Origin of the sequence: Streptomyces geranii, assembly GCF_002954775.1 — a bacterium.
Taxonomy (GTDB): Bacteria; Actinomycetota; Actinomycetes; order Streptomycetales; family Streptomycetaceae; genus Streptomyces; species Streptomyces geranii.
In genome coordinates, this window is the sequence record NZ_PJME01000031.1 from 20,036 (window position 1) to 33,520 (window position 13,485).

A 13,485-nucleotide genomic window follows, 5' to 3' on the forward strand; every position below is an offset into this window, starting at 1 on the left:
GAGCGGCCGAGTGTTACGCGTGAGAGCCCCGGCGGTGGATCCGCCGGGGCTCTCACGGTGTGCGTACGACGGGTCAGTTGCCGTAGCCGCCGGGGCCGGGGTTGCCCGGGTGGCCGTCGCTGACGTTGGCGCAGGTGTTGCCGAAGGCCGGGTTCAGCAGGCCGATCACGCTGACCGAGTTCCCGCACACGTTGACCGGCACGTGGACCGGGATCTGCAGGACGTTGCCGGACAGGACGCCGGGCGAGCCGACGGCCTCGCCCTGGGCACCCGCGTCGGCCGAGGCCATACCGGCACCGCCGAGCACCACGGCACCGGTGCCGAGCGCGGCGACGGCTGCCTTCGCGATGCGAGACATCACGTTCTCCTTTGGTTCGATGAGTGCGAGCGCTGGACTCGCGCCCGCACTTCCCCTACAACGCGCCCGCTCACGCCTGGTAACGGCGTCGGACCGGGCGTCACCCTTTTCGGAGCGCAGGGGTTAACCTCAGGCATGGCATTCGACCAGGCCGACCAGAGCGAGCGGCAGCAGACCCAGAACGTGTTGCGGACCTTCGTGGGGCCGGACGGCCGCCTCGCGCGGCTCCCCGAGCACTTCGAGACCGGCGTGGAGTACCCGGAGCGGCTCGTCGACGAGCGGCTCCGCGTGTGGTGCGAGGTGGACGCCGAGGCCGCCTGACCGCTCCGAACCGCGCCAACACCCTTGGCCCGCTTCCCGGATGACGGGGGAGCGGGCCTTTTCGCGCCCGGCGGGACGCCGGAAGGACGCCGGCGGGATGCCGAAGGTATCGGGTCCATAACTGTCGTGGACCCGTTCGCGAAAGCTGTGTGAAGGTCTCCAAGTGAGCGTAAGCGGAACCTTTTTGACGCTCCCTTGACTGCTAAGATCATCCCACTTTCAGTAGGCTGAGGCGTGCCGCGCGCACGGGGGACAGTCTCTAAGGGCCCCATCGCGAAGGAGTGGCTGAGTCGGTCCGCCGGTAAGGTTCGCCACCGGGCTGGGCCCGTGTTCCAGGCCGGACCCAACGGACTGCAACTGCTCCTGTCGCAAGGCGACTTGAAGAGAGTCTCATGACGTCATTGATCCAGGATCCACTGCTGTGGATCTTGCTCGTGGTCCTGGTCGCTGCGGTCGTCGCAGTGATGCGGGCCCGCAGAACCAACATGGCCCTCCGCAGGAAGAGCAACGACCTGCAGAGCGCCCGCGAAGCAGCAACGAGTGAACGCGACCGCCTCTATGCGGAATACACCCAGCTGAACGCACAGCACGCCGGCGATCTCGCCGCGGTGCGCAAGGACGCGGAGGAAGACACCAAGGCCGTACTGAAGTCCGCGATGCGGACGCTCCAGGTACTCGCCGACGAACAGCAGCTCATCATCGAGAAGTCGCAGCGCCGCTACGGCGACGACGAACAGGTCCTCGGCGACCTGATGATGATCGACCACACCAACAGCCAGTTCGGCCGCCGCGCCCAGGGCATCGCGGTCCTGTGCGGCGGCTGGCTCGGGCGGCGCGAGTCCACCGCCTCCGTGTACGACGTGGCGCGCAGCGCCCAGGGCCGGATCAAGCACTTCGACCGCGTCACCATCAACACCCAGGTGAACGTCTCGGTGGCCAGCCGGGCCGTCGAGCCCGTCGCGGTCGTCCTCGCCGAACTGCTCGCCAACGCCACCAACTACAGCGCGCCCGGCACCCGCGTCGACATCAACATCCAGGCCGTGCCCACCGGCGTCTGCCTGATCGTCGACGACGCCGGCCTCGGTATGAACACCGAGGAGAAGGCGCGGGCCACCGTGCTGCTCTCCCCGCAGGCACCGGTCGACATCACGAGCCTCGGCGACCCGCCGAAGTTCGGCTTCGCCGTGTCCGGGATGCTCGCCACCAGGTACGGCTTCAAGGTCTCGGTCGATTCGGTGTCGCCCTACGGCGGCGTACGGGCGGTGATTCTGTTGCCGGAGAACCTGTTGACGACGGACGTTCCCGAGCCCGAGGGCGGTGCGGCCAAGGCCGAGCCGAAGCCGGTCGAGGCTCCGCCGGCCGCCCCCCAGCGGCTGACCCCGGTGGCCACGCCGGGCGGACCCCCGCGGCCGATCGGCACGACGGCCGGCGGTCTGCCCAAGCGGCGGCGGCGCGGCAGTCCCGTCGCGGTGGTGCCCTCGCCGCCGGACCCGGCCGAGCCGGAGTTCAACACAGAGGTGACGGCCTCACGTATCGGTGCGTTCCAGCGCGGAACGCTGCTTGGGCGGGATACGACGACCATGGAAGGACCACAGGACCAGTGAATCCCGATCTGTCGTGGGTGCTGAACGATGTGCTGCAAGTCCGCGGCGCCCGTCACGCGATCCTCGTATCGGCCGACGGCCTCCTGCTGGAGCGGTCCAGTGACATCGAGCGCGACGAGGCGGAGACCAACGCCGCCGCGATGAGCTCGATGCAGTCCCTCAGCCGCGCAGTCGCCCCCTTCGTCGGCTCCGGCCGCGGTCTGTGGAAGCAGACCCTGATCGAGTACGACGGCGGCTGGATCTTCCTCATAGCCGCGGGCAGCGGCGCCTACCTCGCCGTGTCGGCCGCGCTCGACGTCGACATGGAGGCCATGTCCTTCCGGATGCAGCAGCAGGTGGGCGCGCTCGGCAAGGCGATGACCACCCCGCCGCGTCAGAACGCCGGTGCGGACGCATGAACGCCCACGGCGAGGAAGCTCCGGTCACGGTCACCAGCGACTTCGTCCGCTCGTACGTCATCACGGGCGGACGGCGGCTGCCGACCGCCGACGACCTGTCCCTGCACACCCTGGTCACGCTGGCCCCCGACCGGGAGCTGCCGCTCGGCGCCAGCCCCGAGGTCCGGGCCATCTGGGACCTGTGCGGCGGCGGCTACCTCTCCGTCGCGGAGGTCGCCGCGCATCTGTCGCTGCCGGTGGGAGTCGCCCGACTCCTCCTCACCGATTTATTCGAACAGGGTCATCTCCTGCGCCGTGCCGCGCCCCCACGCGCCCAGTCCGTCGACAGAGGAATCATCGAAAAGGTGCTGCATGGACTCGAATCCCTCTACGGCTGAGACGATCTACGTCTCAGACGCGGTGACCACCACCGCGAAGATCCTTGTCGTGGGGCACTTCGCGGTGGGCAAGACCACGTACATCGGCTCGCTGTCGGAGATCGCCCCGCTGCGCACCGAGGAGAAGATGACCCAGGCGTCCGCCCACGTGGACGACCTGAAGGGCGCTCCGGACAAGGTGACGACCACGGTCGCGCTGGACTTCGGCCGGCTCACGCTGAGCGAGGAACTGGTGCTGTACCTCTTCGGTACGCCCGGTCAGCAGCGCTTCATGCAGCTGTGGGAGGACATGGCCCGCGGCGCGCTCGGCGCCCTGCTCCTGGTCGACCCGTCCCGGCTGGCCGAGACGTTCCCGGTGATCGACCTGGTCGAGAAGTACGGCCTGGAGTACGCCATCGCCGTCAACACCTTCGACCCGCTGGGCGGCGCGTTCGACGAGGACGAGATCCGCGAGGCCCTCGACCTGCTGCCGGACACCCCCGTCGTCTACTGCGACGCGCGTGACCAGACGTCGTCGGCGAAGGCACTGATCGCCCTCGTCCAGCACCTGCTCACCCGCGCGGCCTGAGGCCCGCCGTCACATCGGGCTCCAGCCCCGGTCCCACCCCTTCGTCCGGCCCCTCCCCGCACAAGGGGCCCGGGCAGGGGGCGGCCCGGGCAGGGCCGCGCACACGCTTTCGCGCACAAGGTTTTTCCTCACCCCCGTCCCCGCCGCGAGGCGCGGGGAACCCAAAGGAACCTCCATGGACATACAGCACGCGGGTGCCACGTCGAGCGCTCCCGCCAGATGCCCCATGCACGGCGCCGACTTCGCCGCCGACCCGCAGGGCGTCTACGACAAGTTGCGCGCCCACGGCCCCGCCGCACCGGTCGAGCTGGCACCGGGCGTGGACGCCACGCTCGTCGTCCAGCACGAGATGGCCCTCAGGGTGCTCCAGAACACCACCCTGTTCGCCCGTGACTCGCGCCGCTGGGCCGCCCTGAACGAGGGCCGCATCGCCCTCGACAGCCCCGTACTGCCGATGATGATGTACCGGCCCAACGTCCTGTTCACGGACGGCGCCGTGCATCTGCGGCTGCGCAAGGCCGTCACCGAGAGCCTCGCCAAGCTGAACATCAGCCGTATCCGGCGGGACGTCGAGCCCATCGCCGACTACCTGATCGACCAGTTCAGCGAGCGCGGGCGGGCCGACCTCCTCAACGACTACGCCAAGCTGATCCCGCTGCTGCTGTTCAACAAGATGTTCGGCTGCCCCGCCGACATCGGCGACCGCCTGACCTCCGGCATGGCCGCCATGTTCGACGGCCAGGACGACGCCCTCAAGGGCCTGGAGCAGGTCGCCACCTGCCTCCAGGAGCTGATCACGCTCAAGCGCCGCGAGCCCGGCGACGACGTGACCTCCTGGCTCATCCAGCACTCCGCGGGCCTCAACGACGAGGAACTCCGCGACCAGCTGATCGTGCTGATGGGCGCGGGCCTCGAACCCCAGCGCAACCTCATCGCCAGCTCCCTGCTCCTGCTGCTGTCCGACAACCCCTCGGAGCGCGGCAGCGGCATGCTGGTCGAGGAAGCCATCGACCACGTGCTGTGGAACAACCCGCCCATCGCCAACTACGCCACGCACTACCCCTTGCAGGACGTCGACCTCGGCGGCGTACCGGTCGACGCGAACACCCCGGTCGTCATCAGCTTCGCCGCCGCCAACAGCGACCCGGCCCTCAACGAGGCCCGGCAGCTGTCCAGCAAGGGCGCGCACCTGGCCTTCGGCGCGGGCCCGCACGCCTGCCCGGCCAAGGACCCGGCCGTGGTCATCGCCCTCACGGCGATCGAGAAGATCCTCAACGCCCTGCCCGACCTGACCCTCGCGGTCCCGCAGGACAGCCTGCTGTGGCGCCCGGGCCCCTTCCACCGCGCGCTGGCCAACCTGCCGGTCCGGTTCAGCCCGACCCCGGCCACCCGGATCGCCTCGGCCCTGCGCAACCAGGCCCCGAAGCCCACGACACCGGAACCGGTGCACCGCCCGGCCCCGCAGCCGGTGCAGTCCCAGGCGGGCCGTCCGGAACAGCGGAAGAAGGGGTTCTGGAGCTCCTTCCTCGATGTCTTCCGGCTCTGAGGACCGACCGACCACGCACTTAGGCCGATCGGCGCGAGCGCCCTGTGCCCGAGGTTCCCCCTCGGACACAGGGCGCTCTGCCGTTCCCGTCAGCCCGCCCGTCCGCTCAGCCGAGCAGCGCGTCCAGTTCGGCCTCGAACAGCAGGGCCGGGTCGAACTCCATCCCGGTGAAGTGGCCGGCCAGCTCCAGGGACAGGACGCCGTGCAGCCGGGTCCAGCAGGTCAGGGCCCGGCGCAGGACCGCGGGCGGGGCGGGGTGGCCGGCCGCCCACAGCCGGTGGTCCTCGATGTGCGCGTCGAACGGTGTCCTGGGGCCGGCCGGGGGCAGCGTGGCGCAGGCGTCGAGCAGGGTCGTCATGATCTCGGACGCGATCCCGGTGACGTCCGAGGGCGCGTGGTAGCCCGGTACGGGCGTGCCGTAGACCAGGAAGTAGCGCTGGGGGTCGGCCAGGGCCCAGGCGCGCAGGGCGCGGGCGAGCGCGGCCGGGTCGGGGGCGGGCTCGGCGGCTGCGCGGAAGGCGTCGGCGAGGCTCCGGTACGCGTCCCTGATCAGCTCGGAGATCAGCTCGTCGCGCCCGGCGAAGTACCGGTAGAGCGCGGGTCCGCTCATGCCCATCTGTTTGGCGACGGCGTTCAGGGAGAGCGCGGACGCCCCCGCCGTGGCGATCTGCTCCCACGCGCGTTCCTTGATCTCCGTACGCACCTGGGCGCGGTATCGCTCGCGCGGGGTCTCGGTCATGGTTAGAGGCTATCACTCAAGTTATTGACACTCGCGGTCGATGAGTTATAGCTTCTAACCAACGCGATAACGAGAAACAAAGGGGTCGGTCATGGAGGCTGTCATGGGCACAGAAGTACTCGTCGAGGTCGTTCTGCCGGGCAAGGTGGAGCCGGAGGGGCTGGAGGTGCGGCACGGAACCGTGCCCGTCGCCGGTCCCGGGCAGGTCGTCGTCCGGATGGAGGCGACCGGCGTCTCCTTCGCCGAACAGCAGATGCGCCGCGGCCGGTACTACGACCAGCCGGCCTTCCCCTTCGTCCCCGGGTACGACCTCGTCGGCACCGTCGTCGCCGCCGGTGAGGGCGTCGACCCGGGCCTGACCGGCACCAGGGTGGCCGCGCTGCTCAAGGTCGGCGGCTGGGCCAGCCATGTGCCGGTCGACGCGACCGATGTCGTCCCGGTGCCCGAGGGGGTCGGCGCGGCCGAGGCGGAGACCGTGGTGCTCAATGGCATCACCGCCTGGCAGATGCTGCACCGCAAGGCCCGCGTCCGCGCCGGGCAGACCGTCCTGGTGCACGGCGCCAACGGCGGCGTCGGCACGGTCCTGGTCCAGCTCGCTCAGGCGGCCGGCGCGAAGGTGATCGGCACGGCGTCCGTACGGCACCACGACGCGCTGCGGGAGCGGGGCGTCGTCCCCGTCGACTACCGCACCGGGGACGTCGCCGCCCGGGTCCGCGAACTCGCCCCCGGCGGAGTGGACGCCGTCTTCGACCACGTCGGCGGGCCCGGTGTGACCGACTCCTGGCGCCTCCTCGCGCCCGGCGGCACGCTCGTCGCGTACGGCAGCGCCTCCACCCGGGACGACGAGGGCTCCAAGCAGTTGCCGGTGCTCAAACTGCTCGGCCGGGTGTGGCTGTGGAACGCGCTGCCCAACCGCCGCAGCGCCTACTTCTACAACGTCTGGGCCGGGAAGGCGCTGGCCCCGAAGCGGTTCCGGACCCGGCTGCACGCCGACCTCACCCAGGTACTCGCCGCCCTCCGCAGCGGCGACGTCACCGCCCAGGTCGCCGCCCGGCTGCCCCTGACCCGCGCCGCCGACGCGCTGCGGCTCGCCGAGTCGGGGACGGTCGCCGGGAAGGTCGTCCTCACTCCGTAGGGCGCTCGGCGGGCAGTTGCGCGAACTCCGTCAGGGCGTGCGTGAGCCACTGGGTCCAGAAGGTCTCCAGGTCGATGCCCGCGCGCAGGACCAGGTGCTGGAGACGGTCCTGGGGGGCGGCGGCCGAACCCGGGGGCCGGGGCGGGAAGTCGCGCTGCTCGATCTCCTGGTACTCCGTCAACTGGCGCTGGTGCAGCGCGAGATGGCGGCGCAGATCGGCCTCGACGCCTGCCGTGCCGACCACCGCCGCGGCGCGCAGCCGCAGCAGCATGGCGTCCCGGTACGGCTTGGGGTCCTGGGGTGCGGCCGTCCAGCGGGCCAGTTCGGCGCGGCCGGCGGGCAGCACCTCGTAACTCTTCTTCTGGCCCCGGCTCGGCTGTTCGGCGGGCAGGGCGCGGATGTGGCCCTCGGCCTCCAGTTTTCCCAGCTCGCGGTAGATCTGCTGGTGCGTCGCCGACCAGAAGAACCCGATCGACTTGTCGAACCGGCGGGTCAACTCCAGCCCCGAGGACGGCTTTTCGAGCAGGGCGGTGAGGATCGCGTGCGGGAGGGACATGGGTTCAATCCTAGGGACCGGACGCGGACGGCGGTTGTCCGCCCGCATGCGCGTTCGTACGGGTGTCAGAGCCTCGCCGCCAGTTCCGTGCCCTGCTTGACGGCCCGCTTGGCGTCCAGTTCGGCCGCCAGGTCGGCGCCGCCGATCAGGTGCGGCTCGCAGCCCGCGGCCAGCAGGTCGTCGTACAGGTCCCGGCGCGGGTCCTGGCCGGTGCACAGGACGACGGTGTCGACCGGGAGGAGGGTGCTGGTGCCGTCGACGGTGATGTGGAGTCCGGCGTCGTCGATGCGGTCGTACACGACGCCCGGGGTCATGGTCACGCCCCGGTGCTTCAGTTCCGTGCGGTGGATCCAGCCGGTGGTCTTGCCGAGGCCCGCGCCGACCTTGCTCGTCCTGCGCTGGAGGAGGTGGACGGTGCGGGGCGGTGCGGGGCGTTCGGGGGCGGTCAGGCCACCCGGCGTGCGGTGGTCCATGTCGACGCCCCAGGCGCGGAAGTACGTCGCTGGGTCCTCGTGCGCCTTGTCGCCGCTGTCCGTGAGGTACTCGGCGACGTCGAAACCGATGCCGCCCGCGCCGAGGATCGCGACGCGGTCGCCGACGGGGGCGTTGTCGCGCAGGACGTCGAGGTAGCCGACGACGCTGGGGTGGTCCACGCCGGGGATGTCGGGGGTGCGGGGGGTCACGCCGGTGGCCACGACGACCTCGTCGTAGGCCGTCGCCAAGTCGGCCGCGGTCGCTCGGGTGTTGAGGCGTACGTCCACCTCGTGGGCGTCCAACTGGTGGCGGAAGTAGCGGAGTGTCTCGTCGAACTCCTGCTTGCCGGGGACCTTGCGGGCGACGTTCAGCTGGCCGCCGATCTCGGGGGCGGCGTCGAAGAGGGTGACGTGGTGGCCGCGTTCGGCCGCGGAGACGGCGCAGGCGAGTCCGGCGGGCCCGGCGCCGACGACCGCGATCCGTTTGCGCAGGCGGGTGGGGGCGAGGACGAGTTCCGTCTCGTGGCAGGCGCGGGGGTTGACCAGGCAGGAGGTGATCTGGCCGCTGAAGGTGTGGTCCAGGCAGGCCTGGTTGCAGCCGATGCAGGTGTTGATCGCCTCGGGGCGGCCCTCGCGCGCCTTGTTCACGAACTCGGGGTCGGCGAGCATCGGGCGGGCCATGGAGACCATGTCCGCGCAGCCGTCGGCGAGCAACTGCTCGGCCAGTTCAGGGGTGTTGATGCGGTTGGTGGCGACCAGGGGGATGCCGACCTCGCCCATGAGCCGCTTCGTCACCCAGGTGTAGGCGCCGCGCGGCACGGAGGTGGCGATGGTGGGGATACGTGCCTCGTGCCAGCCGATGCCGGTGTTGATGATCGTGGCCCCGGCGGCTTCGACTGCCTTGGCGAGGCTGATCACTTCGGGGAGTGTCGAGCCGCCCGGGACCAGGTCCAGCATCGACAGACGGTAGATGAGGATGAAGTCCTCGCCGACGGCCTCGCGTACCCGGCGGACGATCTCGACCGGGAAGCGCATGCGGTTCTCGTAGGAGCCGCCCCAGTGGTCGGTGCGGTGGTTGGTCCGGGCGGCGATGAACTCGTTGATCAGGTAGCCCTCGGAGCCCATGATCTCGACTCCGTCGTAGCCGGCGCGGCGGGCGAGGGTGGCTGTGCGGACGTAGTCGTCGATGGTCTGTTCGACCTCGGTGGTGGTGAGTTCGTGTGGGGGGTAGGGGCTGATCGGGGCCTGGAGGGGGCTGGGGGCGACGAGGTTCCGGTGGTAGGCGTACCGGCCGAAGTGCAGGATCTGGAGCGCGATTTTTCCGCCCTCGGCGTGTACGGCGGTGGTGATGGTGCGGTGCTGGTCGGCTTCGGCGTCGGTGGTGAGTTTGGCGCCGCCTTCGTAGGGGCGGCCGGCGTCGTTGGGGGCGATTCCGCCGGTGACGATGAGGGATACGCCGCCGCGGGCTCGGGTTGCGTAGAACTCGGCCATGCGTTTGAAGGTGGGGTCTGCTTCTTCGAGGCCTATGTGCATGGAGCCCATGAGGATGCGGTTGGGGAGGGTGGTGTGGCCGAGGTTCAGGGGGCGGAGGAGGTGGGGGTAGGGGGTGGGGCTCATGGGGGCCTCTCCGGGTGGGGTGGGGGTGGGCTGGTTCTGCCTTTGTAGGGGACGTGGGGGGTGTTGTGCAACTAGTTGCATAATGGCGTGCGGCACATTGCCGTGCTTTCCTCGCCCCCGCCGCCCCTACCCGTCCCATCCCTGGAGGCTGCCGCCCCCAGACCCCCGCCTATCGCGCTGAACGCGCTCGTCCTCAAACGCCGGACGGGCTGGAGATGCCTGGGCCTTGGCTGGATGGATGCAGTAAACGGGTGGGTGGGCGGGAAAAATCGGCCTCGGCGGCCCCGCCCTCATGTCCCGGACGGGCCGCGTGGGGGTGTGCGTCTGTCCATTTACTAGGACGTCCTAGTATCCTCACTAGTAGGACGTCCTAGTAAATGGGAAGGCAACCCATGACCGCGAGCGATCTCCACCGTCCCGTGCACCCCGTCCGGCTGGTTACCGCCTCGGCGTTGTTCGATGGGCATGACGCGTCGATCAACATCATGCGGCGGATCTTTCAGTCCCAGGGTGCCGAGGTGATCCACCTGGGGCACAACCGGTCCGTGCGGGAGGTCGTCGATGCCGCGCTGGAAGAGGACGCGCACGGGGTTGCCGTGTCCTCCTATCAAGGCGGGCACGTCGAGTACTTCGAGTACCTTGTCGAGTCGCTTCGCGGGCAGGGGGCCGAGCATATTCAGGTGGTCGGAGGCGGGGGCGGGGTCATCGTGCCCGAGGAGATCGCCCGGCTGCGGCGCAGCGGTGTCACCATCTTCTCGCCCGAGGACGGGCAGCGGATGGGGCTTGCCGGGATGGTCAACTCCGTCGTTCGGGATTGTGACTTCGACCTTTGGGACAGTAAGGCTGTTGATGCCGCCGCCGTGCTCACCGGTGATCGGTTCGCCATCGCCCGTGCCATCACCGGCGCCGAGCTGGGCAAGCTGCCCCCCGAGCTGCTGGAGCAGGTCCGGGCCGCCGCTGCCGCTCGGGTCACGCCCGTTCTCGGGATCACCGGTACCGGCGGCTCCGGCAAGTCCTCACTCACCGATGAACTCGTACGACGGTTCCGTGTCGACCAGCAGGACAAGCTGCGGATCGCTGTCATCGCCGTCGACCCCACCCGGCGGCGCGGTGGCGGGGCGCTGCTCGGTGACCGGATTCGGATGAACTCCCTCGACGGCAGCCGGGTCTTCTTCCGGAGCCTCGCCACGCGGGGGAGCCGGGAGCTGCCCGAGCATCTGTCCGACGTCATCGACGTCGTCAAGGCCGCCGGGTTCGATCTCGTGATCGTGGAGACGCCGGGGATCGGGCAAGGCGACGCTGCGATCGTGCCGTACGTCGACACCTCCATGTACGTGATGACGCCCGAGTTCGGCGCCGCCTCGCAGTTGGAGAAGATCGACATGCTCGACTTCGCCGACGTCGTCGCCATCAACAAGTTCGAGCGGCGCGGCGCCAAGGACGCGATGCGGGACGTGGGGCGGCAGCTCGTCCGGAACCGGGAGGCGTTCGGGCAGCGGCCCGAGGACATGCCCGTGTTCGGGACCTCGGCGGCCACCTTCAACGACGACGGTGTCACCGCCCTCTACCAGCACCTGCGGGACGGACTGGCCGAGCGTGGGCTGTCGCTGTCCGAGGGTGCTCTCGCGCCCGTCACCGTGCGGCACTCCTCCGGCATCCGGCGCGTCGTCCCCGCCGAACGCGTCCGCTATCTCGCCGAGATCACCGAGGCCGTCCGGGCCTATCACGCCCGTACGGAGGCTCTCGCCGATGCCGCTCGGCGGGTGCAGCGGTTGGATTTCGTCAGGTGTGAGCTGGACGAGGTCGGGAGCGATGCGGGGGGTGTCGAGACCCTGCTCGCCGACGCCCGGCGTCAGCTGTCTCCCGATGTCGCCGATCAGATCCGGGACTGGCCCGCGGTCGTGGCCTCGTACTCCGGCGACGAGCAGGTTGTGAAGGTGCGGGACCGGGAGATCCGTACGGCGTTGAATCGTGAGTCCCTCTCCGGTAATAAGATTCCTCGGGTCGCTCTGCCCGCTTTTACCGACCACGGGGAGCTGGTCCGCTTCTGGCGGCGGGAGAATCTGCCCGGTCTCTTCCCCTTCACCGCCGGGGTGTTCCCCTTCAAGCGGGACGGTGAGGATCCGGCGCGGATGTTCGCGGGGGAGGGCGATCCGTTCCGTACGAACCGGCGCTTCAAGCTGCTCTCCGAGGGGCAGCCCGCCACCCGGCTGTCCACCGCCTTCGACTCCGTCACCCTCTACGGCCGCGACCCCGACGAACGCCCCGACATCTACGGCAAGGTCGGCACCTCGGGGGTCTCCGTCGCCACCCTGGAGGACATGAAGGCGCTCTACGACGGGTTCGATCTCGTCGCTCCCACGACCTCCGTCTCCATGACCATCAATGGGCCCGCGCCCACCGTTCTCGCCTTCTTCCTCAACACCGTCATCGATCAGAGGGTTGACGCCTTCCGGGCCGCCGAGGGGCGTGAGCCCTCGGCGGAGGAGGCCGGCGAGCTGCGGGCGCACGCGCTCGCCAACGTGCGCGGGACCGTGCAGGCCGACATCCTCAAGGAGGACCAGGGGCAGAACACCTGCCTCTTCTCCACCGAGTTCTCGCTGCGGATGATGGCCGACATCCAGGAGTGGTTCATCGAGCAGAAGGTCCGCAACTTCTACTCGGTCTCCATCTCCGGCTACCACATCGCCGAGGCCGGGGCGAACCCGATCAGCCAGCTCGCCTTCACCCTCGCCAACGGGTTCACCTACGTCGAGGCCTATCTCGCGCGTGGCATGCGCATCGACGACTTCGCGCCCAATCTGTCCTTCTTCTTCTCCAATGGGATGGACCCCGAGTACTCCGTGCTGGGGCGGGTCGCCCGCCGTATCTGGGCCGTCGCCATGAAGGAGCGGTACGGGGCCAACGAGCGCAGCCAGAAGCTGAAGTACCACGTCCAGACCTCGGGTCGTTCCCTGCACGCCCAGGAGATGGACTTCAACGACATCCGCACCACCCTCCAGGGGCTCATCGCTATCTACGACAACGCCAACTCCCTGCACACCAACGCCTACGACGAGGCCGTCACCACCCCGTCCGAGGAGTCCGTGCGGCGGGCGCTGGCCATCCAGCTGATCATCAACCGGGAGTGGGGGCTCGCCATGAACGAGAACCCGCTCCAGGGGTCGTTCATCATCGACCAGCTCACCGACCTGGTCGAGGAGGCCGTGCTCGCCGAGTTCGACCGCATCAACGAGCGGGGTGGGGTGCTCGGGGCCATGGAGACCGGGTACCAGCGCGGGCGCATCCAGGACGAGTCGATGCTGTACGAGCAGCGCAAGCACGACGGCACGCTGCCGATCATCGGCGTCAACACCTTCCGCCGTCCCGGTGGCGAGGGTGCGCCCCACGAGGTCGAGCTGGCCCGCGCCACGGAGACGGAGAAGGAGTCCCAGCTCACGCGGGTCCGCGACTTCCAGAACGCGCACGGTGCCGAGGCCGCGCAGGCCCTCGCCCGGCTGAAGGAGGCCGCGGTGGGCGGCGAGAACGCCTTCGAGGCGCTGATGGCCGCCGCCCGCGTGTGCACACTCCGCCAGGTCACCGAGGCGTTCTTCGAGATCGGCGGCCAGTATCGGAGGAATGTCTGACGAAAGGCCGGGGGCGGCTGACGAGCGGCTGGGGAGCGGTCGGGGAGCGACAGGGCGGCGGCCGGGGGTGCCTGCAGCGTTCTTGACCGCTGCTTGGCTCTCCATGATGCTGTGTTGCGACACGTGAGATGTGTGCCGTAATGAGCAACATCCAGTCTCGTACCAGC

12 protein-coding genes are annotated in these 13,485 nt (G+C 69.7%); 8 read left to right on the plus strand and 4 right to left on the minus strand.

Features of this window, described 5'->3' with window-relative positions; genetic code table 11:
- Positions 1-73: 73 nt before the first annotated feature.
- A complete protein-coding gene (locus tag CW359_RS29370; RefSeq protein WP_105973202.1) occupies positions 74-358 on the minus strand; it encodes a chaplin in 285 nt (94 codons plus the stop codon).
- Positions 359-493: 135 nt separating this feature from the next.
- Here CW359_RS29370 and CW359_RS29375 point away from each other — a divergent pair, with 135 nt between their 5' ends.
- The 6 genes from CW359_RS29375 to CW359_RS29400 all read left to right on the plus strand — a co-directional run bounded on the left by CW359_RS29375 (position 494) and on the right by CW359_RS29400 (position 5,172).
- A complete protein-coding gene (locus CW359_RS29375; RefSeq protein ID WP_105973203.1) occupies positions 494-679 on the plus strand; it encodes a hypothetical protein in 186 nt (61 codons plus the stop codon).
- 392 nt (positions 680-1,071) lie between these two features.
- Complete coding sequence (locus CW359_RS29380) at positions 1,072-2,283, plus strand: ATP-binding protein (protein ID WP_105973204.1); 1,212 nt, start codon at positions 1,072-1,074, stop codon at positions 2,281-2,283.
- Complete coding sequence (locus CW359_RS29385) at positions 2,280-2,681, plus strand: roadblock/LC7 domain-containing protein (RefSeq protein ID WP_105973205.1); 402 nt, start codon at positions 2,280-2,282, stop codon at positions 2,679-2,681. The genes CW359_RS29380 and CW359_RS29385 overlap by 4 nt, the downstream gene beginning before the upstream one ends.
- Complete coding sequence (locus CW359_RS29390; RefSeq protein WP_105973206.1) at positions 2,678-3,058, plus strand: DUF742 domain-containing protein; 381 nt, start codon at positions 2,678-2,680, stop codon at positions 3,056-3,058. The genes CW359_RS29385 and CW359_RS29390 overlap by 4 nt, the downstream gene beginning before the upstream one ends.
- The gene (locus CW359_RS29395) at positions 3,033-3,626 is read left to right on the plus strand and encodes a GTP-binding protein (protein WP_105973207.1); all 594 of its coding nucleotides are present in this window, start codon (positions 3,033-3,035) and stop codon (positions 3,624-3,626) included. The genes CW359_RS29390 and CW359_RS29395 overlap by 26 nt, the downstream gene beginning before the upstream one ends.
- Before the next feature lie 226 nt (positions 3,627-3,852).
- Positions 3,853-5,172 carry a cytochrome P450 family protein gene (locus CW359_RS29400; protein ID WP_105973208.1) on the plus strand — a complete coding sequence of 440 codons (1,320 nt, stop codon included), beginning with the start codon at positions 3,853-3,855 and terminating at the stop codon, positions 5,170-5,172.
- Between the two features lie 106 nt (positions 5,173-5,278).
- Here CW359_RS29400 and CW359_RS29405 read toward each other — a convergent pair whose 3' ends face one another.
- Positions 5,279-5,911 carry a TetR/AcrR family transcriptional regulator gene (locus tag CW359_RS29405; protein ID WP_105973209.1) on the minus strand — a complete coding sequence of 211 codons (633 nt, stop codon included), beginning with the start codon at positions 5,909-5,911 and terminating at the stop codon, positions 5,279-5,281.
- 103 nt (positions 5,912-6,014) lie between these two features.
- Here CW359_RS29405 and CW359_RS29410 point away from each other — a divergent pair, with 103 nt between their 5' ends.
- Positions 6,015-7,046 (plus strand): medium chain dehydrogenase/reductase family protein, encoded by a 1,032-nt coding sequence (locus tag CW359_RS29410; RefSeq protein ID WP_105973210.1) that lies wholly within the window; start codon positions 6,015-6,017, stop codon positions 7,044-7,046.
- On the opposite strand, the gene CW359_RS29415 is transcribed toward CW359_RS29410, so the two are convergent.
- Together CW359_RS29415 and CW359_RS29420 are read right to left on the minus strand one after the other, a co-directional pair.
- Positions 7,036-7,602 carry a PadR family transcriptional regulator gene (locus CW359_RS29415; protein WP_105973211.1) on the minus strand — a complete coding sequence of 189 codons (567 nt, stop codon included), beginning with the start codon at positions 7,600-7,602 and terminating at the stop codon, positions 7,036-7,038. The genes CW359_RS29410 and CW359_RS29415 overlap by 11 nt on opposite strands.
- A gap of 65 nt (positions 7,603-7,667) precedes the next feature.
- Positions 7,668-9,692 (minus strand): NADPH-dependent 2,4-dienoyl-CoA reductase, encoded by a 2,025-nt coding sequence (locus CW359_RS29420; RefSeq protein WP_105973212.1) that lies wholly within the window; start codon positions 9,690-9,692, stop codon positions 7,668-7,670.
- Positions 9,693-10,084: 392 nt separating this feature from the next.
- Here CW359_RS29420 and icmF point away from each other — a divergent pair, with 392 nt between their 5' ends.
- Entirely contained in the window at positions 10,085-13,318 is a 3,234-nt protein-coding gene (icmF, locus tag CW359_RS29425; protein ID WP_105973213.1) for a fused isobutyryl-CoA mutase/GTPase IcmF, read from the plus strand.
- The last annotated feature ends 167 nt before the right edge of the window (positions 13,319-13,485 follow it).